Genomic DNA, 17,971 nt, shown 5'->3' on the forward strand with positions numbered 1-17,971 from the left:
CGTGACCGCCGTCCGCCGTACCGCGCCCGTCCTCGCCGCGCCGGCCGCGCTCGTCGCCATCCTGTTGCTCCTCGCCTCCGCCGGCCCGGCGGCTGCCGCCGGGTACCGCTACTGGTCCTTCTGGGAGCGCACCGGCGGCCACTGGACGTACGCCACCCAGGGACCGGCGACCGTACGCCCCGACGACGGCGCGGTCCAGGGCTTCCGGTTCGCGGTGAGCGCGGACTCCGCGGACGCGAGCCGGCCGCGCGGTACGGCGGACTTCGACACCATCTGCGCGGACACGCCGGCCGCGTCCGGCAGCAAACGCGTCGCCCTCGTCCTCGACTTCGGCACGGGCGCGGACGCCCCGTCCGGTGAGACCCCGCCGGGCCGCCGTACGGCCTGCGCACGGGTGCCGGCCGACGCGACCAGCGCCGACGCGCTGGCCGCCGTGGCCAAGCCGCTCCGCTACGACACCAACGCCCTGCTGTGCGCGATCGCCGGGTACCCGCGCGAAGGCTGCGGGGAGCAGGTCTCCGCCGAGGGCGCCGCCGAGGGCGCCGCCGAGGGGAAGAGCGCGGCGGAGGGGAAGAGCGCGGCCGAGGAGAAGGGCTCCGACGGCAGCGGTCCCTCGCTGGGGCTGCCGATCGGCGCGGCGGTGGTCGCCCTCCTCGCGGGGGCGGCGGTGTGGCAGGCACGGCGGCGGCGCGATGAGTCCGGGTGACCTTCGCGGCTGTCCGGGGCGCTCCCGCCGTACCACCCTGCACCCCGGCGCCTGGTGGCTCTGGGCGGTCTCGCTCGGCACCGCCGCCACCCGCACCACCAACCCCCTCCTCCTCGGCCTCCTCATAGCCGCCTCCGGCTACGTCGTGGCCACGCACCGCTCCCCCGCCCCCTGGGCCCGCTCCTACACGGCCTTCGTGAAGCTCGCCCTCGCCGTCCTCCTCGTCCGCGTCGTCTTCGCGGTGGCGCTCGGCTCCCCCATCCCGGGCACCCACACCCTCCTCACCCTCCCCGAGATCCCGCTCCCGCACTGGGCGCAGGGCATCCGGCTGGGTGGCCGGGTCACCGCCGAGGCGGTCGTCTTCGCCGCCTACGACGGTCTGAAGCTCGCCACCCTCCTCGTCTGCGTCGGCGCGGCGAACGCCCTCGCCAGCCCCACCCGGCTGCTCAAGTCCCTGCCGGGCGCGCTGTACGAGACCGGTGTCGCCGTGGTCGTCGCCCTCACCTTCGCGCCCCACCTGATCGCCGACGTGCAGCGGCTGCGCGCCGCCCGCCGGCTGCGCGGCCGTCCGGACCGGGGTGTACGGGGCCTGCTCCAGGTCGGGCTGCCGGTGCTGGAGGGCGCGTTGGAGCGTTCGGTCGCGCTCGCCGCCGCGATGGAGTCCCGCGGCTACGGCCGTACCGCCGAGGTCCCCGCCCGGGTCCGCCGTACGACGGCCGCGCTCACCCTGGGCGGCCTGCTCGGCGTCTGCGCGGGAACGTACGGGATGCTGACGGCGGAAGGCGGGTCGTACGGGCTTCCCGTCCTGCTCGCCGGTGTCGCCGCCGCGCTCGCCGGACTGCGGCTGGGCGGCCGGCGCTCGCTGCGGACGCGGTACCGCCCGGACCCGTGGGGGCCGCGCGCCTGGCTGGTCACCGGCTCCGGTGCCGCGGTGGCCGCGCTGCTCACGCTCGCCTCCGTCCGCGATCCGCAGGCGCTGCACCCCGGGGTCGTGCCCCTCGTCGCGCCCGCCCTCCCGCTCTGGCCGGCCGCCGCCGTCCTGCTCGCCCTGCTGCCCGCCCTCGTCCCCAGGGAGCACCCGTGATCCGCTTCGAGGATGTCAGCGTGACGTACGAAGGTGCCGCCGAACCCGTCGTCGCCGGTGTGGACTTCGAGGTGCCCGAGGGCGAACTGGTGCTGCTCGCCGGTCCGTCCGGGGTCGGCAAGTCGACCGTGCTGGGCGCGGTCAGCGGACTGGTCCCGCACTTCACGGGCGGCACCCTGCGCGGACGCGTCACGGTGGCCGGCCGGGACACCCGCACCCACCAGCCGCGGCACCTCGCCGACGTGGTCGGCACGGTGGGCCAGGACCCGCTCGCACACTTCGTGACCGACACCGTGGAGGACGAACTCGCCTACGGCATGGAGTCGTTGGGCCTCGCCCCGGAGGTGATGCGGCGCCGGGTGGAGGAGACCCTCGACCTGCTGGGCCTGGCCGGGCTGCGGGACCGTCCGATCGCGACCCTCTCCGGCGGGCAGCGGCAGCGGGTCGCGATCGGCTCGGTCCTCACCCCGCACCCGCAGGTCCTGGTCCTGGACGAACCGACCTCGGCACTGGACCCCGCCGCCGCCGAGGAGGTGCTGGCCGTGCTCCAGCGTCTGGTGCACGACCTGGGCACGACGGTCCTCATGGCCGAACACCGGCTGGAGCGGGTGATCCAGTACGCCGACCGGGTCGTCCTGCTGCCCGGCCCCGGAGAACCTCCGGTCGTCGGTGCCCCGGCCGAGGTGATGGCCGTCTCCCCCGTCTTCCCGCCGGTGGTGGACCTGGGACGGCTGGCGGGCTGGTCCCCGCTGCCCCTGACGGTACGGGACGCCCGCCGCAGGGCCGCCGGCCTGAGAGCACGCCTGTCCGCCCGGGCGGAGACCGGTTCCGTGGCTACGGCGACTGCGGCCGGTCCGGTCACCGCGACCGCGGGCGGTGAAGCCGCCGTGGCCGCGGGCCGCCGCGCCTCGGGGGCGGCACGGGTGGGCACTGGGGGTGCCCCCTCCGGGGGAGGCGCCGTGCCGGCGCCGGCGAGCGGCCACAGCCTCGGCCGGCCCCGGCACGGTGCACCCGACGTCCCCTCCCCCCGCCGCTCCCTCTTCCGCCGCCGTCCCGCCGCCGCCCCGGCACCCCGGCGGCCCCCCATCGCCGACGTCCGCTCCCTCTCCCTCCACCGCGACCGTGTCCGGGCGCTCCGGCACGTGAACCTCACCGTGGCCCCCGGCGAGACCATCGCCCTCATGGGCCGCAACGGTGCCGGCAAGTCCACCCTGCTCAGCTCCCTCGTCGGCCTGCTCGCCCCCACCGCCGGCAGCGTCACCGTCGGCGGGCTCACCCCCCACCGCACCCCGCCACCGACCCTCGTACGCGAGGTCGGCCTCGTTCCGCAGGACCCCCGCGACCTGCTGTACACGGACACGGTCGCCGAGGAGTGCACGGCGGCCGACCGGGACGCGGGCGCCGCACCCGGCACCTGCCGGGCGCTGGTGTCCGGCCTGCTGCCGGGCATCGCGGACGACACGCACCCCCGGGACCTGTCGGAGGGCCAGTGTCTGGCGCTGGCGCTGGCCGTGGTGCTGACCGCCCGCCCTCCCCTGCTCCTGCTGGACGAGCCGACGCGCGGCCTGGACTACGCGGCCAAGGCCCGTCTGGTCGCCGTGCTGCGCGGGCTGGCGGCGGAGGGGCACGCGATCGTGCTGGCCACGCATGACGTGGAGCTGGCGGCCGAGCTGGCCCACCGGGTGGTGCTGCTCGCCGAGGGCGAGGTGATCGCCGACGGCCCGACGGCCGAGATCGTGGTGTCCTCCCCGTCCTTCGCGCCGCAGGTGACGAAGATCCTGGCCCCGCAGCGCTGGCTGACGGTGGCCGAGGTGCGGAAGGCGCTGGCATGAACCGCACACGAACCCGTGCCCGCACCCGCACCCGCACCGGCCCCCCTACCCGCGTCCACGCCGTCCGTCTCGGCCCCCGCTCGCTCGCCGCGCTGGCGCTGACCAGCGCGGTCGGTGTGGCCGCCCTGTGCTGGCCCTTCGTCACCCCGCCCGCCTCGCAGGTGAGCGCGCACGCGCAGGACGCGCCGTGGCTCTTCGCGGGCCTGCTCCTCCTGCTGGTCGCGGTCGTCGCGGCGACGATCTCGGAGTCGGATCTCGGGCCGAAGGCCGTGGCCATGCTGGGGGTGCTGGCCGCGACGGGCGCCGCGCTGCGGCCGATCGGCGCGGGTACGGCGGGGATCGAGCCGATGTTCTTCCTGATGGTGCTGAGCGGGCGGGTGCTCGGCCCGGGCTTCGGGTTCGCGCTGGGCTCGGTGACGATGTTCGCCTCCGCGCTGCTCACGGGCGGGGTCGGGCCGTGGCTGCCGTTCCAGATGCTCTCGATGGGGTGGTTCACGATGGGCGCGGGCCTGCTGCCCGGGGCCAGGGGGCTGCGCGGTCGCGCCGAACTGCTGGTGCTCGCCGGATACGGCTTCCTCGCGGCCTTCGCGTACGGCACGGTCATGAACCTGGCCGGCTGGACCTTCATGGACGGCGCCGCGTCCGGCATCTCCTTCGTCGCGGGTGCCCCGGTCGCCGTGAACCTGGCCCGGTTCGCCGCGTACTGCGTCGCGACCTCGCTCGGCTGGGACCTGGGCCGGGCGCTCTGCACGGTCGTCCTGACCCTCGTCCTCGGTCCGGCGGTGCTGCGGGCCCTGCGCCGGGCCACACGGCGGGCCGCTTTCGAGACGGCGGTCACATTCGACGGTCCCGGTGCGTGAGGACTCGTACCGCCGCTGTGAGCGCGACGGTGAAGCACCCCACATGACGCACGTCACCTACGACGCCGGACCGTAGTCCTCTTTGCCCGATACATCCATCCATGCACCCCTTCTGACCTGCGGATTGCGACGTGGGTCACAGAGGAGATGTTTCCCTCCTATCCGGCCACAACTAGTAAAAGGGGTCATTGCGGACGGCTTCCGGGCCTGCTTGTCTTGAGGACGTCGCCAGGCACCACGAGCCCACCCGGGCCGCGGGCCGACGCAGACGGCCACAGCGCGTGGTCCTTCCCTGCGGGCGATCCCCTGTCCCCGACGCAAGAGGTTCTCCGTGTCCGTCTCCTTCATCCGCCGCATCGCTTCCCCGAAGAAGGCCCTCACCGCCGCCGCCGTGGCCGCCGCCACCGCCGGCATGGCGCTGACCGCGGCGCCCGCCCAGGCCGCCACCACGTCCGCCTCCTCCGCCCAGGCGATCGCGCACCAGATGATCCCGGACGCCGCGCAGTTCAACGCCTTCAGCAAGATCGTCGAGCACGAGAGCGGCTGGAACCCCGCCGCCACCAACAGCTCTTCCGGCGCCTACGGCCTGGTCCAGGCGCTGCCGGGTTCGAAGATGTCCGCGGCCGGTGCCGACTGGAAGACCAACCCGGCCACCCAGATCAAGTGGGGCCTGGACTACATGAACTCCCGCTACGGCAGCCCGGTGAAGGCCTGGAGCTTCTGGCAGGCCAACGGCTGGTACTGAGCCACCCGGCACTGAAGCGGCCCCGCGCGACAGCCACCCCGCGCCGAAGCCGCACCCGCACCCTCGCCTCCGCTCGGCGAGGGTGCGCGCGTGTGTACGCCGAGCGGGCTGCTTTCCCCCCTCTTTCCCCACGGGCGCGCGTGTCCTCCCCCACGCCCCCGGTGTGACGGACGCAGGCTGCGCCGGAACACGCCCTGCGGAGGAACGATGACGGCGCCGACGCCACCGGTGGAGCGGGACCCGGAGAAGCGCGGGCTGCGACTGGTGGCCGTGCTGCTGGGGCTCACCGTGGTCAGCGGCCTGATCGACGCCGTCTCCTATCTGGGCCTGAGCCGGGTCTTCACCGCCAACATGACCGGCAACGTGGTCGTCCTCGGTTTCGCCGCGGCCGGCGCGCCGGGCTTCTCCGTCCCGCACACGGCCACTTCCCTGGGCTGCTTCCTGCTCGGCGCGGCGACGGCCGGCCGGGCGGCCCCGCGCCTCGGCGTCGGCTCCCGCCGCCGGGTCCGGCTCGCCCTGACGGCGGAGGCGGTGCTGGTCGGCGCCGCGGCGGCCGTGGCCTTCGCCCGGCCGGACACACACGGCACCCGGTACGCCCTGATCGCCCTCACGGCCTACGCCCTGGGCCTGCGCAACGCCGCGGTGCGCACCCTGCGCGTGGCCGACCTGACCACCACCGTGCTGACGATGACCGTGACCGCCCTGGCCGCCGAGTTCCGCCTCGCCGACGCGACGGCCCACCGCTCCCCCCGCCGCTCGGCCTCCGTCCTCGCGATGGCCGGCGGCGCCTGTCTGGGCGCGTGGCTGGTCCGCCACCACGGACCGGGCATCCCCCTCCTGCTCGCGGCACTCGTGTCGGGGGCCCTGGCGATGCTGACGTCCGGACGGGAGTGACCCGGCCGGCCGGAGCAGCGGAGCACCCCCGGCTCAGCCGGCCGTCACCCGGAGTTCCTTCACCCCGTTGATCCACGCCGAGCGCAGCCGGCGGGGGGCGTCGCCCGTCAGGCGCAGGCCGGGCATCGCGTCGGCGACGGCGTTGAAGATGAGGTCGATCTCCAGGACCGCGAGGGACTTGCCGAGGCAGTAGTGGGGACCGCCTCCGCCGAAGCCCAGGTGGGGGTTGGGGTCGCGGGTGATGTCGAAGGTGTCGGGGTCGGTGAAGACCTCCGGGTCGTGGTTGGCGGAGGCGTAGAAGAGCCCGACCCGGTCGCCCTTCTTCACGAGGACGCCGCCCAGTTCGGTGTCCTGGGTCGCCGTCCGCTGGAAGGCGTTGACCGGGGTCGCCCAGCGGACGATCTCCTCGGCCGTGGTGGACGGGCGCTCGCGGCGGAAGAGGTCCCACTGGCCGGGGTGGGTGAGGAAGGCGTGCATGCCGTGGGTGATGGCGTTGCGGGTCGTCTCGTTGCCGGCGACCGCCAGCATCAGCACGAAGAAGCCGAACTCGTCGGAGTTCAGGTTGCCCTCGTCCTCCGCCGCCACCAGGGTCGTCACGATGTCCCGGGCCGGGCACCGCTTGCGCTCGGCGGCCATGTTCATGGCGTACGCGATGATCTCGGCGGCCGACTGGGCGCCGACCTCCTCGGTGATCGCGTACTCGGGGTCGTCGTAGGCGATCATCTTGTTGGACCAGTCGAAGATCCTGGACCGGTCGTCCTGCGGCACGCCGATCAGCTCGGCGATGGCCTGGAGCGGCAGCTCGCACGCGACCTCGGTGACGAAGTCGAAGGGCCCGGAGCGGGCGCGGGCGGCGGCGGCGATCGCCTCGGCGCGGGCCCGCAGCCGGTCCTCCAGCGCGCGGATGGAGCGTGGCGTGAACCCGCGCTGCACTATCTGGCGCACCCGCGTATGTTCCGGTGGATCCATGTTGAGCAGGATGAGCCGCTGCGCGTCGATCGCCTCCCGCCGGATGTGCTCGTTGAAGCGGATGATCGCGGTGTTGAGGGAGGAGGAGAAGAGTTCGGGGTGCGTGGAGACGTACCGGACGTCGGCGTGCCGGGTCACGGCCCAGTACCCGGTGTCGGCGAAGCCCGCGACGCCGCGCGGCTGCGGGATCCAGCGGACCGGCTCGGTACGGCGCAGCTCGGCGAACTCCGGGAGGGGCACACGGTGGTGCAGCAGGTCGGGGTCGGTGAGGTCGAACCCGTCGGGCAGCGCTGGACAGGACATCGGCGACTCCAGCCATCTGACGGTCCATCAGCGGGTGCGGTGAAGGTAGTAACGGGTTCTACAAGTAGCAAGGGGTACGGCGCCGCCGATCCGCGCGGAAGGCGTACGGATCGCTCCGCCGGCACCTGCAAGACCCTTGCGGTGGCGGACGTCACGTCAGCAGACTGCTGGACAGAACTAGAACGCGTACTAGTTCTGGAGGAGAGCCCTCTCGGAGAGGACCCGCACCCATGGCCGCCGAACCCGTGATCGTCGAAGCCGTCCGCACCCCGATCGGCAAGCGCGGCGGCGCGCTCGCCAACCTGCACCCCGCCTACCTCCTGGGCGAGACCTACCGTGAACTCCTCGGCCGCACCGGCATCCCCGCCGACGCCGTCGAGCAGATCGTCGGCGGCACGGTGACCCACGCCGGCGAGCAGTCGATGAACCCCGCGCGCACGGCCTGGCTGGCCATGGGACTGCCGTACGAGACGGCGGCGACGACGGTCGACTGCCAGTGCGGCTCCTCCCAGCAGGCCTCGCACATGGTGGCCAACATGGTCGCGGCGGGCGTGATCGACGTCGGCATCAGCTGCGGTGTCGAGGCGATGTCCCGCGTGCCGCTGGGCTCCGGCTCCAAGCACGGCCCCGGGAAGCCGTTCCCCGACGAGTGGAACGTCGACCTCCCGAACCAGTTCGAGGCGGCCGAACGCATAGCGCGCCACCGCGGTCTGACCCGGGAGAACGTCGACGCGCTCGGCCTGCTGTCGCAGGAGCGTGCGGCCCACGCCTGGGCCGAGGAGCGCTTCAAGCGGGAGACCTTCGCCGTGCAGGTGCCGACGACGGAGGAGGAGCAGGACGCCGGACAGGGCATGTGGCGCCTGGTCGACAAGGACGAGGGGCTGCGGGACACGTCCCCTCAGGCGCTGGCGGGCCTGAAGCCGGTCATGCCGACCGCGGTCCACACGGCCGGCAACTCCTCCCAGATCTCCGACGGCGCGGCGGCGCTCATGTGGGCCTCGAAGCGGATGGCCCGCGCCCTGAAGCTGAGGCCGAGGGCGAGGATCGTGGCCCAGGCCCTGGTGGGCGCCGACCCGCACTTCCACCTGGACGGCCCGATCGACGCGACCCGCGCGGTCCTCGGCAAGGCGGGCATGTCCCTGAAGGACATCGACCTGGTGGAGATCAACGAGGCCTTCGCCTCCGTCGTGCTGAGCTGGGCCCGGGTCTTCGACCAGAACCTGGAGAAGGTCAACGTCAACGGCGGCGCCATCGCCCTCGGCCACCCGGTCGGCGCGACGGGCGCCCGTCTGATCACCACCGCCCTGCACGAGCTGGAACGGGCCGACAAGGAGTTCGCCCTCGTCACCATGTGCGCGGGCGGCGGCCTGGCCACCGGGACGATCATCCAGCGGCTGTAGCCCCCTCCCCGGCGGACGCGACAAGGATCACACCGAGCGACACGCATGTCCGTGGGCGAGCGGGCAGATGTACCTGCGTATCCGCCATTTAGCTGCACTCTGCAGCTAAGTGCATACGACACGTAAGGGGCAGAAGTCCCCGTATGGTCGATTTTCGGCCCGCAGCACGTCACCGTCGCCGTCCCGGGTCCGTCCCTGTCCCCGTCGAAAGGTAGGCGAGCCCCGTTTTGGCGACCGCCACAGCCGTCATCCCGCACCAGAAGACCCGGCGGGCCACCAAGGCCCGCGACGTCACCGTCACCGACCCCGCGCTCGTCAAGCGCGCCGTGAAGGCGGCCGCGCTCGGCAACGCGATGGAGTGGTTCGACTTCGGTGTCTACAGCTACATCGCGGTCACCCTGGGCAAGGTCTTCTTCCCGTCCGGCAACCCGACCGCGCAGCTTCTGTCCACCTTCGGCGCCTTCGCGGCGGCCTTCCTGGTCCGCCCGCTCGGAGGCCTCGTCTTCGGCCCGCTCGGCGACCGGGTGGGCCGGCAGAAGGTCCTCGCCCTCACCATGATCATGATGGCGGCGGGCACGTTCGCGATCGGCCTGATCCCGTCGTACGCCACGATCGGCGTCGGCGCGCCGCTCCTGCTGCTGGCCGCCCGGCTGGTGCAGGGCTTCTCGACCGGCGGTGAGTACGCGGGCGCGTCCACGTTCATCGCCGAGTACGCGCCGGACAAGAAGCGCGGCTTCTTCGGCAGCTGGCTGGAGTTCGGCACGCTCGTCGGCTACATCGGCGGCGCCGGCCTGGTCACCCTGATGACGGCCCTGCTGTCGTCGGACGACCTCACCTCCTGGGGCTGGCGGATCCCGTTCCTGATCGCCGGTCCGATGGGCATCATCGGCCTGTACCTGCGGATGAAGCTGGAGGAGACCCCGGCGTTCGCCGCCGACGTCGAGAAGGCCGAGGCCGCCCGGCCGAAGGTGCCGCTGCGCGAGATGGTCACGGGCCAGTGGAAGTCCCTGCTGCTGTGCATGGGCCTGGTCCTGGTCTTCAACGTCACCGACTACATGCTGCTGTCGTACATGCCGAGCTACCTCACCAGTGAGCTGAAGTACGACGAGACGCACGGGCTGCTGGTCGTGCTCGGCGTGATGGTGCTGATGATGGTCGTCCAGCCGTTCGCGGGTGCGCTGACCGACCGGATCGGGCGGCGGCCGGTGATCGCGGCCGGCTGCGCGGGCTTCCTGCTCCTGTCCGTCCCCGCGCTGCTGCTGATCCGCGAGGGCAGCCTGCTGGCCGTCGGGCTGGGCATGGGCGCGCTCGGCCTGCTCCTGGTCTGCTTCACCGCGGCCATGCCGGCCGCGCTGCCCGCGCTGTTCCCGACCCGGGTCCGCTACGGCTCCCTGTCCATCGGGTTCAACGTCTCGGTGTCCCTGTTCGGCGGTACGACTCCGCTGGTCGTGACGGCGCTGATCGGCGCGACCGGGAACATGATGATGCCCGCCTACTACATGATGGCCGCGGCCGTCGTCGGCGGTGTCGCGGTGTGGCGGATGTCGGAGTCGGCGGGTCAGCCGCTCCCCGGCTCCGCGCCGTCCGTGGAAGGCCGGTAGGCGCCGCGGGAGTGCGGGCCGGCTGCCCGGTGCGTGGGCGCGGCGGTTCCGGCGGCCGGAGAGTCGCGGCTCCCCGGCCGCCGGAACCGTTCTCACACCGGCACCGTCTGTAGCCCCGTGAAGCGCCCCCGGATACTCGCCGTCGTCCTCGCTCTCCTCGGCATCCAGCTGACCTGGCTCGTCGCCCCGGCCTACGCCTGCGGCTGCGGCGCCATGGTCCCCGGCCCGGCGACCCGCATCTCCGTCTCCGACGAGCAGTCGGTGCTGCGCTGGGACGGCCGGCGGGAGCAGATCGTGATGCGGCTGACGGTCAACGGAGACGCCGAACACGCCGCGTGGATCATGCCGGTCCCGCACCGGGCGACCGTCCGCCTCGGCGACCCGGCCCTCTTCGACCAGCTGGCCGAGGCGGTCGCCCCCGTCCACCGCACCCGGTACCACTTCTGGCCCCGCACCGGCGACTGGCCCTTCGACGACCGCCACCTGGCCGGCGCCGGCGCCCCGCCCCCGGCCGCCGGCGGCACCGGCGTCGGTGTCGTCGGCCGGCAGCGGCTCGGCCCCTTCGACGTGGCCCGGCTGACCGCCACCGACCCCGCCGCCCTCCAGGACTGGCTCCACGACCACGGCTTCGCCCTGCCGGGCCGGCTGAGAACCGCCCTGAGGCCGTACGTCGACCGGCACTGGGAGTACGTCGCCGTCCGCCTCGTGCCGGACACCCGCGGCACCCCGCTGCACGGCGCCCTCGACCCGCTCCACCTCACCTTCGCCGCCGACGAGCCGGTCTACCCGATGCGCCTGTCCCGGCTGGCCGGCACCCCGCAGTGGCTCGCCCTGTACGTCCTCGCCGCGCACCGCATGGAGACGCGGTCGGCGATCGGCGGCACCCGGCCCCACGTGCTGTTCGCCGGGCGGGTCGGCACCCGGAAGGGCGCCCTGGGCGAGCTGGCCGCCGGCACCCCGTACCTGACGGCGCTCACCCAGGCCTTCCCGGAGCCCGCCCGCATCTCCGGCGACCACGAGCTGCGCCGGGCCGCCGCGGACACACCGGTCCGGCCGGTGGTCTACGAGGACGAACTGCGCCGGGTCGCCGGGATCCCCGCCTGGTCGCTGGCGGTCGGCGCCGCGCCGGCGGTCCTCGTCGCGGCGGCCGCCCTGATCGCCGTACGCCGCTCACGCCGGCCGGTGACTCCACCGCCACCGGTCTCCCCGCCCGCGCCGCTCGGCTGAGATCATCGGGACAGGACACTCGGGAAAGGCAGCGGACGCTATGAGCGGGCAGCAGCACTGGGACGACGTCGACGACTACTTCATCAGCACCCTTTCACCGGACGACGAGGCGCTGCGCGCGGCCCTGCGGGACAGTGACGCCGCCGGGCTGCCCGCCATCGCCGTCACCGCGGCACAGGGCAAGTTCCTCCAGCTCCTCGCCCAGTTGCAGGGCGCCCGGAACATCCTGGAGATCGGCACGCTCGGCGGATACAGCACGATCTGGCTGGCCCGTGCCCTGCCGGAGGACGGCAGGCTGATCTCGCTGGAGTACAGCGCCAAGCACGCCGAGGTGGCCGTGCGGAACATCGCCCGCGCGGGCCTGGACCGGATCGCGGAGGTGCGGGTGGGACCGGCCCTGGAGTCGCTGCCCAAGCTCGCCGACGAGAACCCGGCCCCCTTCGACCTGGTCTTCATCGACGCGGACAAGGTCAACAACCCGCACTACGTGGAGTGGGCGCTGCGGCTCACCCGGGCGGGCAGCGTGATCGTCCTGGACAACGTGGTGCGCGGCGGCCGGGTGGCCGACGCGGGCAACACCGAGCCGGACGTGGTCGGCACCCGTGCGGCGCTGGAACTGATCGCGAACCACCCGCGGTTGACCGGTACGGCGCTCCAGACGGTCGGCAGCAAGGGCTACGACGGGTTCGCGCTGGCCCGGGTGCTCGGCTGAGCCCACGCCCGGCGGGGACCGGCTCAGAGTTCGTGGTAGAAGCCGACGTTGACGCTGCGCGGCGCGGTGCGGTCCTGGACGACGATCTCACCGGACCCGCCGCGCGGCAACGCGACGGTGGCGCCGTAGCCGACGGGCTGCACGTGCGGTCCGACGACGAGCCGGACCTCGGACGCCGGGTCGGGCTGGGAACCGCGCAGCCAGGTCAGCTGCCAGGTGCCGTCCGGGCCGCACACGAACTCCAGGTGGACGCGGGAGACGAACAGCCAGTCGTCGGGGGTGGCCAGCCGGCACAGCCCCCCGTCGCGGCCGACCCGCAGGACGGTGCCGGGCTCACTGGGCGCCTCGGCCATCGTCATGCCGGCGGTGGCGCCCGTGTCGGCCCCGGAGACGGTGGCCATGGTGAGTTCGAGCACGAGCGTTCCCCCTGAAACGTCCTGGTGGCGGGTGGGTTGCGGCGGGCGCGGTGCCGTACCGACGCCGCATGATAAAACGCCCGGCGGGGCCGCGTCCGGCACAATGGGTCCATGACCGAGCGAAAGCCACCGGGTGTGCCGTTCGAGTCCTGGGTGGACAAGCAGATCCGTGACGCGCAGGGGCGCGGGGAGTTCGACCGGCTGCCGGGGGCGGGCGCGCCGCTGCCGGCGGACGTGGAGTCGACGTACGACGAACTGTGGTGGGTCAAGCGGAAGTTGGCGCGCGAGGGGCTGGCCGTGCTGCCGCCCGCGCTGGCGCTGCGCAAGGAGGCGGAGGACGCGCTGGAGGCGGCGTACGCGGCGCCCTCGGAACGGATCGCCCGGAAGATCATCGAGGACGTCAACGTCCGGATCAAGGACATGATGTTCAAGCCGCCGCCCGGTCCGCCGCTGGGCAGGAAGCCGTACGACGTGGAGCAGGTCGTACGGGAATGGCGGCAGCGCAGGGCTGCCGCCAGGGGTGACGGGGGCGCGGCGGGGTCAGCCGTGTAGCAGACGCCCGGCCAGCTCCCGGTAGTCCCGCAGGGCGAGCCGCAGCTGTTCGGTGTCGGTGCCGGCCGCGGTACCGCGCGCCTCACCGCCCTCCCAGGACATCCGCAGTGTGCGGCGGCGGCGCGTGACGGCCTCGGTGAACCGCCTGGCGATCTCCTCCAGGGTCCGGTCGGCCTCCTCGACGGCCTCCCTGGGCTGGTCCACGAAGCCCGCGGTCACCTCCCGCAGCCGCTGCTCCCACCGGTCCGTCTCCTCGTGCGCCAGCAGCGGGGCGCCGGCGCCGGAGGGGGCGGTGGTGGTCTGCCCGCCGGCGCCGGATGCGGCCGGGCCGCCCGGCGGCGCCGGCCAGGCGTCCGCGTCACGCCCCTCGGTCGTACGGGCTTCCCGCCAGCTGGCCCCGGCGACGGCCGGTGCGCCGAGCCCGTCGTCCGGCATCATGCCCTCCTCCTCCCCGGCCCACTCGGGGCCACCCGCGTCACCGCCCGCGGTGCGACTGTCCCGCCCGCCGTACGTCCGAGCCCCGCGCCCTTCCGTGCCGGGCGTCCCGGCTCCCAGATCCTCCGTGCCGGGCCGCAGGCCCTCGGAGCCGTGGGGCCTTCCGGGGGCGGGGCTTGCGGCCGGGCCCCGGCGGGAGGCGGTGTCCTCGGACGTGCCGGAGGCGGGGCTGCCCGCGGGGCCCGGGGCCGGCCCGGTGTTCCCGGAGATCCCGGACTCGGACGTCCCGGACTCGGACACCCCTGACTCGGACAGCGCGGACTCGGTCACGCCCGCCGGGCCCGGAGGCGGGTGCGGCGTGTCCTGCGGGGTGCGGTCGTCCCCGGTCAGCCCTTCCCGGCCGGGACCGGCCGAGCCCGGGAGCCGTCCGCTCCCCCGCTCGCCCGGGGTCGGGCCGCCCACGTCCGCGTCCCGGAAGCGGCCGCCCGCTCCCCCGCCCGACAGCCGGCCGCCTTCGCCGGGGCCCGCGCCCGGCTCCCGGCCGCCTCCGCCCTCGCGTGCCCCCGGTTCACCCGGCAGGCGTTCCTCCGGCCGGGGCGTCCTCGGCACCCGGCGGCCCGGGGCCGCGTCGCCCGGGGCCCGTTCCTCTCTCTCCCCCGACTCCTGCTCCGGCGTCCACTCGTCCCCGCGGGAGAGGCGTTCCGGGCGCCGGCGGTCGCCGCCGGGGCCGCTGGTCCTGTCCGTCATGGTGCTCAGCTCTCCTTCGGCCGGCTGCGGTGCAGGGCCCACGGCGTGTGGGAGCGGGCGTGGGAGCGGCTCGCGGCGGGCGGTGCCGTACGGTCCGTGCCGGCGGGTGCCCGGTGCCGGCCGGAGTCGGTGCTGGTCAGGTCGTCGAAGAGGGCGCGGGCGTCGAGCAGCACCGACCGCAGCTCCTCGGTCCCCGCACCGTTCTCGCTCGTGCCCTCGGCGCCCGCGCGGGCCACCCGGTGCACGCGCCGGTAGCCGTCGACGTGGTCGGCGTGGTGCACGGACAGCGCGGCGAGCTGCTCCTCGTACCGCCCGCCGTCCGGGTAGCCCCGCACGGCGGCGAGTTCACCGAGCAGCCGGTCGGCCTCGGCCACCGCCTCCCGGGGCGAGTCGACGAAGTGTTCCTGCACGGCCGTCCAGCGGTCCGCGTAGCGCTGCCGCTCGGTGCCGTCCAGCGGCCGCTCCCGCAGGTCGCCGTGGCGTTCGAGGCGTTCGGCGAGTTCCCGTTCGGCGGCCTTGGTGTCCCCGTCGTGCAGGGCCACGGCCCGTTCGTACTCGGGTCCGAAGCGCCGCTTCAGGCTGGGCCCGCCCCGCCTGTCGCGCCCGCGCACGACCAGGGCGGCAGCTGCGCCGAGGACCACGACCGCCGCGATCACGATCAACAGAATGATCAGGCCTGTCGACATGGTTGCCCTCCGGTCCGACCGGCCCCGCTGGCCGGTTCACCGTCCGGGTGACCCGGAAGTCCGCCCACAAACGGCGCCCGGCCCGTGGCGGGCCCGCCGAAACGGGTTGCGGGCGGTACCGGGTGGCTCCCGACAATGGCCGGCATGACGTGGACGATCGCTCCGGCACCGTACGACTCCCCGGCCGCCGCCGCCCTGTGGCGGGCGTACTACACGGAGGTCAGCGACCGCTGGTACCTCCTGCACGAGGGGCACCCCACCGACCCGGAGGAGCTGGAGCGGGAGATCGCCGCGCACTCGGGCGCCGACCTCGCCCCGCCGGGCGGGCGGCTGCTGATCGGCCGGTACGACGGCACACCGGCCGGTTCGGCCGGCGTACGGCTGCTGGAGGCGGACACCGCGGAGCTGACCCGGGTGTTCGTGCTGCCGGAGATGCGCGGCCGGGGCGGGGCCGCGCTGCTCGTGGCCGCCGCCGAGGACGCCGCGCGAGCACTGGGCGCCCGGCGGGTCGTCCTCGACACCCGCAGCGACCTGGTCGAGGCCCGCGCCCTGTACACCCGCCTCGGCTACACGGAGACCGGCCCGCACAACAGCGACCCGTACGCCGAACACTGGTTCCGCAAGGAGCTGCTGCCGGCAAGGGCCGTCAACTGACCTGGGTGACCGTGCCGTTGTGCGGGCGTTCGCGTTCGGCGCCGCAGAGTTCGCCGGTGAGGTCGCGGACCAGGTGGGTCAGGTCGGGGGAACGGCCGGGCCGCCACCAGTCGCCGAGCAGTTCGGCCAGGGACTCCTCGCGGGCCTTGGCGAGCCGTTCGGCGGCCTCGCGGCCCGCGTCGGTCAGGACGAGGTCCGGGCCCCGGCGTTCGGCGAGCCGCCGTTCCTCGACCTGGCGGGCGGCGGCCATGACCGCCTGGAGCGGGACCGGGCTGCGCTCGGCCAGCAGGGCCGGCTCGACCGAGCCGTAGCGGCGCATCCGCAGCAGCATCCAGCTGGCGGCGGGCAGCAGGTCGTACCCGGCCCGTTCGGTGATCGTCCGGTAGATCTCGCGGCGGCCCTCGCGGGTGCCGAGGACGGACAGGGCCCGGCACACCTCGTCGTAGGAGGAACGCTCGACGGGGTTGGGCGGGATGGTCTCGGAGACGTCCGGCGCGGTGACCGAGCCGCGCAGCCGGTCCTCCTTCAGGAACCAGGCCAGCAGGAAGCCGAGGAGGGCGACGGGCGCGGCGTACAGGAAGACGTCGGTGATGGCGGACGCGTAGGCGTGCAGGGCCGCCGGACGCAGGGCGGGCGGCAGGGCGGCGATGCCCCGGGGGTCGGCCCGCAGCGCGTCGGTGGAGGCGCCGGGCGGCAGGCGTACGCCGCGGAAGGCGGCGGCGAGTTCGTCGCCGAGGCGGCTCGCGAAGACGGAGCCGAAGACGGCCACGCCGAACGAGGCGCCGATGGAGCGGAAGAAGGTGGCGCCGGAGGTGGCGACGCCGAGGTCCTCGTAGGAGACCGCGTTCTGCACGATGAGCACCAGGACCTGCATGACCAGGCCGAGGCCGAGGCCGAACACGAAGAAGTACAGGCTCGTCACGGCGGTCGGGGTGTGCTCGTCGAGGCGGTGCAGGAGCAGCAGGCCGAGGGTGGTGACGGCGGTCCCGGCGACGGGGAAGACCTTCCAGCGGCCGGTGCGGCTGACGATCTGCCCGGAGACCGTGGAGGACAGCAGCAGACCGGCCACCATGGGCAGCATGTGGACGCCGGACAGGGTCGGGGAGATGCCGTGCACGACCTGGAGGAAGGTGGGCAGGTAGGTCATCGCGCCGAACATGGCGAAGCCGACGACGAAGCTGATGACGGCGGCCAGGCTGAAGGTGCGGATGCCGAACAGCTTGAGCGGCAGGACCGGTTCGGCGGCCCGGCGCTCGACGGCGACGAACGCCACGGCGAGCAGGACACCGAGCACGGCCAGACCGATGATCTGCGCGGAGTCCCAGGCCCAGGTGGTGCCGCCGAGCGAGGCGACCAGCACCAGGCAGGTGGCGACGGCGGCGATCAGGAACGTGCCGAGGTAGTCGATGACGTGCGGGGCGGTGCGGCGCGGGATGCGCAGCGCGGCGGCGATCACGGCGAGCGCGACGACGCCGACGGGCAGGTTGACGTAGAAGACCCAGCGCCAGCTCAGGTGCTCGGTGAGCAGTCCGCCGAGCAGCGGTCCGAGCACGCTGGTCGCGCCGAACACGGCCCCGAACAGGCCCTGGTAGCGCCCGCGTTCGCGGGGCGGCACGAGATCGCCGACGATCGCCATGGACAGCACCATCAGCCCGCCGCCGCCCAGCCCCTGCAGGGCCCGGAAGGCGATGAGCTGGGGCATGTCCTGGGCGGCCCCGCACAGCGCCGAGCCGATCAGGAAGATCACGATGGCGGTCTGGAACAGCCGCTTGCGGCCGTACTGGTCGCCGAGTTTGCCCCACAGCGGTGTCGCGGCGGTCGAGGCCAGCAGATAGGCGGTGACGACCCAGGAGAGGTGCTCCAGACCGCCGAGTTCGCTGACGATCGTCGGCAGCGCGGTCGCGACGATGGTCTGGTCGAGGGCGGCGAGCAGAAGTCCGAGCAGCAGCGCGCCGATCGGCACCAGCACACTGCCCGGGACGTGTTCGCCGCTGCTCGCGTCCTTCGCCGTGTCGCGCGTGTCCAGGGCCATGGAGACCTCCCGGGGCTCGGGTGCACCTCTTCCATCGTGGTGGGTGTCACCATTTATGGCCTGTTGAGTCCTGCGGATGTGCGGGGGATCCGCATAATCTGTGAAGTTCCCAAGGG

17 protein-coding genes are annotated in these 17,971 nt (G+C 74.0%); 12 read left to right on the forward strand and 5 right to left on the reverse strand.

What is annotated here, in order from left to right:
* Position 1: 1 nt before the first annotated feature.
* From IEZ20_RS00485 to IEZ20_RS00510, 6 genes are all read left to right on the forward strand, one after another.
* A complete protein-coding gene (locus IEZ20_RS00485; RefSeq protein ID WP_189294613.1) occupies positions 2–706 on the forward strand; it encodes an SCO2322 family protein in 705 nt (234 codons plus the stop codon).
* Entirely contained in the window at positions 693–1,790 is a 1,098-nt protein-coding gene (locus IEZ20_RS00490; RefSeq protein WP_189294039.1) for an energy-coupling factor transporter transmembrane component T, read from the forward strand. The genes IEZ20_RS00485 and IEZ20_RS00490 overlap by 14 nt, the downstream gene beginning before the upstream one ends.
* Positions 1,787–3,622, forward strand: coding sequence for an ABC transporter ATP-binding protein (locus tag IEZ20_RS00495; protein ID WP_189294040.1), 1,836 nt, complete (start codon positions 1,787–1,789; stop codon positions 3,620–3,622). Before IEZ20_RS00490 ends, IEZ20_RS00495 begins: the two co-directional genes overlap by 4 nt.
* Positions 3,619–4,482 (forward strand): ECF transporter S component, encoded by an 864-nt coding sequence (locus tag IEZ20_RS00500; protein ID WP_189294041.1) that lies wholly within the window; start codon positions 3,619–3,621, stop codon positions 4,480–4,482. The genes IEZ20_RS00495 and IEZ20_RS00500 overlap by 4 nt, the downstream gene beginning before the upstream one ends.
* Before the next feature lie 331 nt (positions 4,483–4,813).
* Complete coding sequence (locus IEZ20_RS00505; RefSeq protein ID WP_189294042.1) at positions 4,814–5,227, forward strand: aggregation-promoting factor C-terminal-like domain-containing protein; 414 nt, start codon at positions 4,814–4,816, stop codon at positions 5,225–5,227.
* Positions 5,228–5,434: 207 nt separating this feature from the next.
* Positions 5,435–6,121 (forward strand): YoaK family protein, encoded by a 687-nt coding sequence (locus tag IEZ20_RS00510; protein WP_189294043.1) that lies wholly within the window; start codon positions 5,435–5,437, stop codon positions 6,119–6,121.
* Between the two features lie 33 nt (positions 6,122–6,154).
* Here IEZ20_RS00510 and IEZ20_RS00515 read toward each other — a convergent pair whose 3' ends face one another.
* Positions 6,155–7,393 (reverse strand): cytochrome P450, encoded by a 1,239-nt coding sequence (locus IEZ20_RS00515; protein WP_189294044.1) that lies wholly within the window; start codon positions 7,391–7,393, stop codon positions 6,155–6,157.
* A 230-nt stretch (positions 7,394–7,623) separates the two neighbouring features.
* Between IEZ20_RS00515 and IEZ20_RS00520 the strand changes: the two genes are divergently transcribed.
* The 4 genes from IEZ20_RS00520 to IEZ20_RS00535 all read left to right on the forward strand — a co-directional run bounded on the left by IEZ20_RS00520 (position 7,624) and on the right by IEZ20_RS00535 (position 12,333).
* Entirely contained in the window at positions 7,624–8,793 is a 1,170-nt protein-coding gene (locus tag IEZ20_RS00520) for a steroid 3-ketoacyl-CoA thiolase (protein ID WP_189294045.1), read from the forward strand.
* Positions 8,794–9,020: 227 nt separating this feature from the next.
* On the forward strand, positions 9,021–10,394 hold the full coding sequence (gene proP, locus IEZ20_RS00525) for a glycine betaine/L-proline transporter ProP (protein WP_189294046.1): 1,374 nt from the start codon (positions 9,021–9,023) through the stop codon (positions 10,392–10,394).
* 117 nt (positions 10,395–10,511) lie between these two features.
* A complete protein-coding gene (locus tag IEZ20_RS00530; RefSeq protein ID WP_229895825.1) occupies positions 10,512–11,621 on the forward strand; it encodes a DUF2330 domain-containing protein in 1,110 nt (369 codons plus the stop codon).
* A 40-nt stretch (positions 11,622–11,661) separates the two neighbouring features.
* Positions 11,662–12,333, forward strand: a complete 672-nt coding sequence (locus IEZ20_RS00535) for an O-methyltransferase (protein WP_189294047.1) — start codon at positions 11,662–11,664, stop codon at positions 12,331–12,333.
* Between the two features lie 23 nt (positions 12,334–12,356).
* On the opposite strand, the gene IEZ20_RS00540 is transcribed toward IEZ20_RS00535, so the two are convergent.
* Positions 12,357–12,749, reverse strand: a complete 393-nt coding sequence (locus tag IEZ20_RS00540; RefSeq protein WP_189294048.1) for an FHA domain-containing protein — start codon at positions 12,747–12,749, stop codon at positions 12,357–12,359.
* Positions 12,750–12,860: 111 nt separating this feature from the next.
* On the opposite strand from IEZ20_RS00540, the gene IEZ20_RS00545 reads away from it, so the two are divergent.
* Positions 12,861–13,301: a DnaJ family domain-containing protein gene (locus tag IEZ20_RS00545; RefSeq protein ID WP_189294049.1), complete on the forward strand. Its 441-nt coding sequence runs from the start codon at positions 12,861–12,863 to the stop codon at positions 13,299–13,301.
* Here the strand turns inward: IEZ20_RS00545 and IEZ20_RS39445 are convergent.
* Positions 13,290–14,483, reverse strand: a complete 1,194-nt coding sequence (locus tag IEZ20_RS39445; RefSeq protein WP_229895826.1) for a hypothetical protein — start codon at positions 14,481–14,483, stop codon at positions 13,290–13,292. The two genes, IEZ20_RS00545 and IEZ20_RS39445, sit on opposite strands and share 12 nt — an antisense overlap.
* 5 nt (positions 14,484–14,488) lie before the next feature.
* The gene (locus IEZ20_RS00555; RefSeq protein ID WP_189294050.1) at positions 14,489–15,169 is read right to left on the reverse strand and encodes a hypothetical protein; all 681 of its coding nucleotides are present in this window, start codon (positions 15,167–15,169) and stop codon (positions 14,489–14,491) included.
* 135 nt (positions 15,170–15,304) lie between these two features.
* Between IEZ20_RS00555 and IEZ20_RS00560 the strand changes: the two genes are divergently transcribed.
* Positions 15,305–15,823 (forward strand): GNAT family N-acetyltransferase, encoded by a 519-nt coding sequence (locus tag IEZ20_RS00560; RefSeq protein WP_189294051.1) that lies wholly within the window; start codon positions 15,305–15,307, stop codon positions 15,821–15,823.
* Here IEZ20_RS00560 and IEZ20_RS00565 read toward each other — a convergent pair.
* Positions 15,816–17,855, reverse strand: coding sequence for an MDR family MFS transporter (locus IEZ20_RS00565; RefSeq protein ID WP_189294052.1), 2,040 nt, complete (start codon positions 17,853–17,855; stop codon positions 15,816–15,818). The genes IEZ20_RS00560 and IEZ20_RS00565 overlap by 8 nt on opposite strands.
* Positions 17,856–17,971 lie beyond the last annotated feature (116 nt).

This window comes from Streptomyces cinerochromogenes (genome assembly GCF_014648635.1).
Classification (GTDB): Bacteria; Actinomycetota; Actinomycetes; order Streptomycetales; family Streptomycetaceae; genus Streptomyces; species Streptomyces cinerochromogenes.

Excerpts from the sequence above, each read along its gene's own strand:
- IEZ20_RS00520 (WP_189294045.1), top strand. The coding sequence starts at position 7,624 with ATGGCCGCCGAACCCGTGATCGTCGAAGCCGTCCGCACCCCGATCGGC.
- IEZ20_RS00560 (WP_189294051.1), top strand. The coding sequence starts at position 15,305 with ATGGCCGGCATGACGTGGACGATCGCTCCGGCACCGTACGACTCCCCG.
- IEZ20_RS00490 (WP_189294039.1), top strand. The coding sequence starts at position 693 with ATGAGTCCGGGTGACCTTCGCGGCTGTCCGGGGCGCTCCCGCCGTACC.
- IEZ20_RS00500 (WP_189294041.1), top strand. The coding sequence starts at position 3,619 with ATGAACCGCACACGAACCCGTGCCCGCACCCGCACCCGCACCGGCCCC.
- IEZ20_RS00555 (WP_189294050.1), bottom strand. The coding sequence starts at position 15,169 with ATGTCGACAGGCCTGATCATTCTGTTGATCGTGATCGCGGCGGTCGTG.
- IEZ20_RS00515 (WP_189294044.1), bottom strand. The coding sequence starts at position 7,393 with ATGTCCTGTCCAGCGCTGCCCGACGGGTTCGACCTCACCGACCCCGAC.
- IEZ20_RS00510 (WP_189294043.1), top strand. The coding sequence starts at position 5,435 with ATGACGGCGCCGACGCCACCGGTGGAGCGGGACCCGGAGAAGCGCGGG.
- IEZ20_RS00545 (WP_189294049.1), top strand. The coding sequence starts at position 12,861 with ATGACCGAGCGAAAGCCACCGGGTGTGCCGTTCGAGTCCTGGGTGGAC.
- IEZ20_RS00565 (WP_189294052.1), bottom strand. The coding sequence starts at position 17,855 with ATGGCCCTGGACACGCGCGACACGGCGAAGGACGCGAGCAGCGGCGAA.
- IEZ20_RS39445 (WP_229895826.1), bottom strand. The coding sequence starts at position 14,483 with ATGACGGACAGGACCAGCGGCCCCGGCGGCGACCGCCGGCGCCCGGAA.
- IEZ20_RS00535 (WP_189294047.1), top strand. The coding sequence starts at position 11,662 with ATGAGCGGGCAGCAGCACTGGGACGACGTCGACGACTACTTCATCAGC.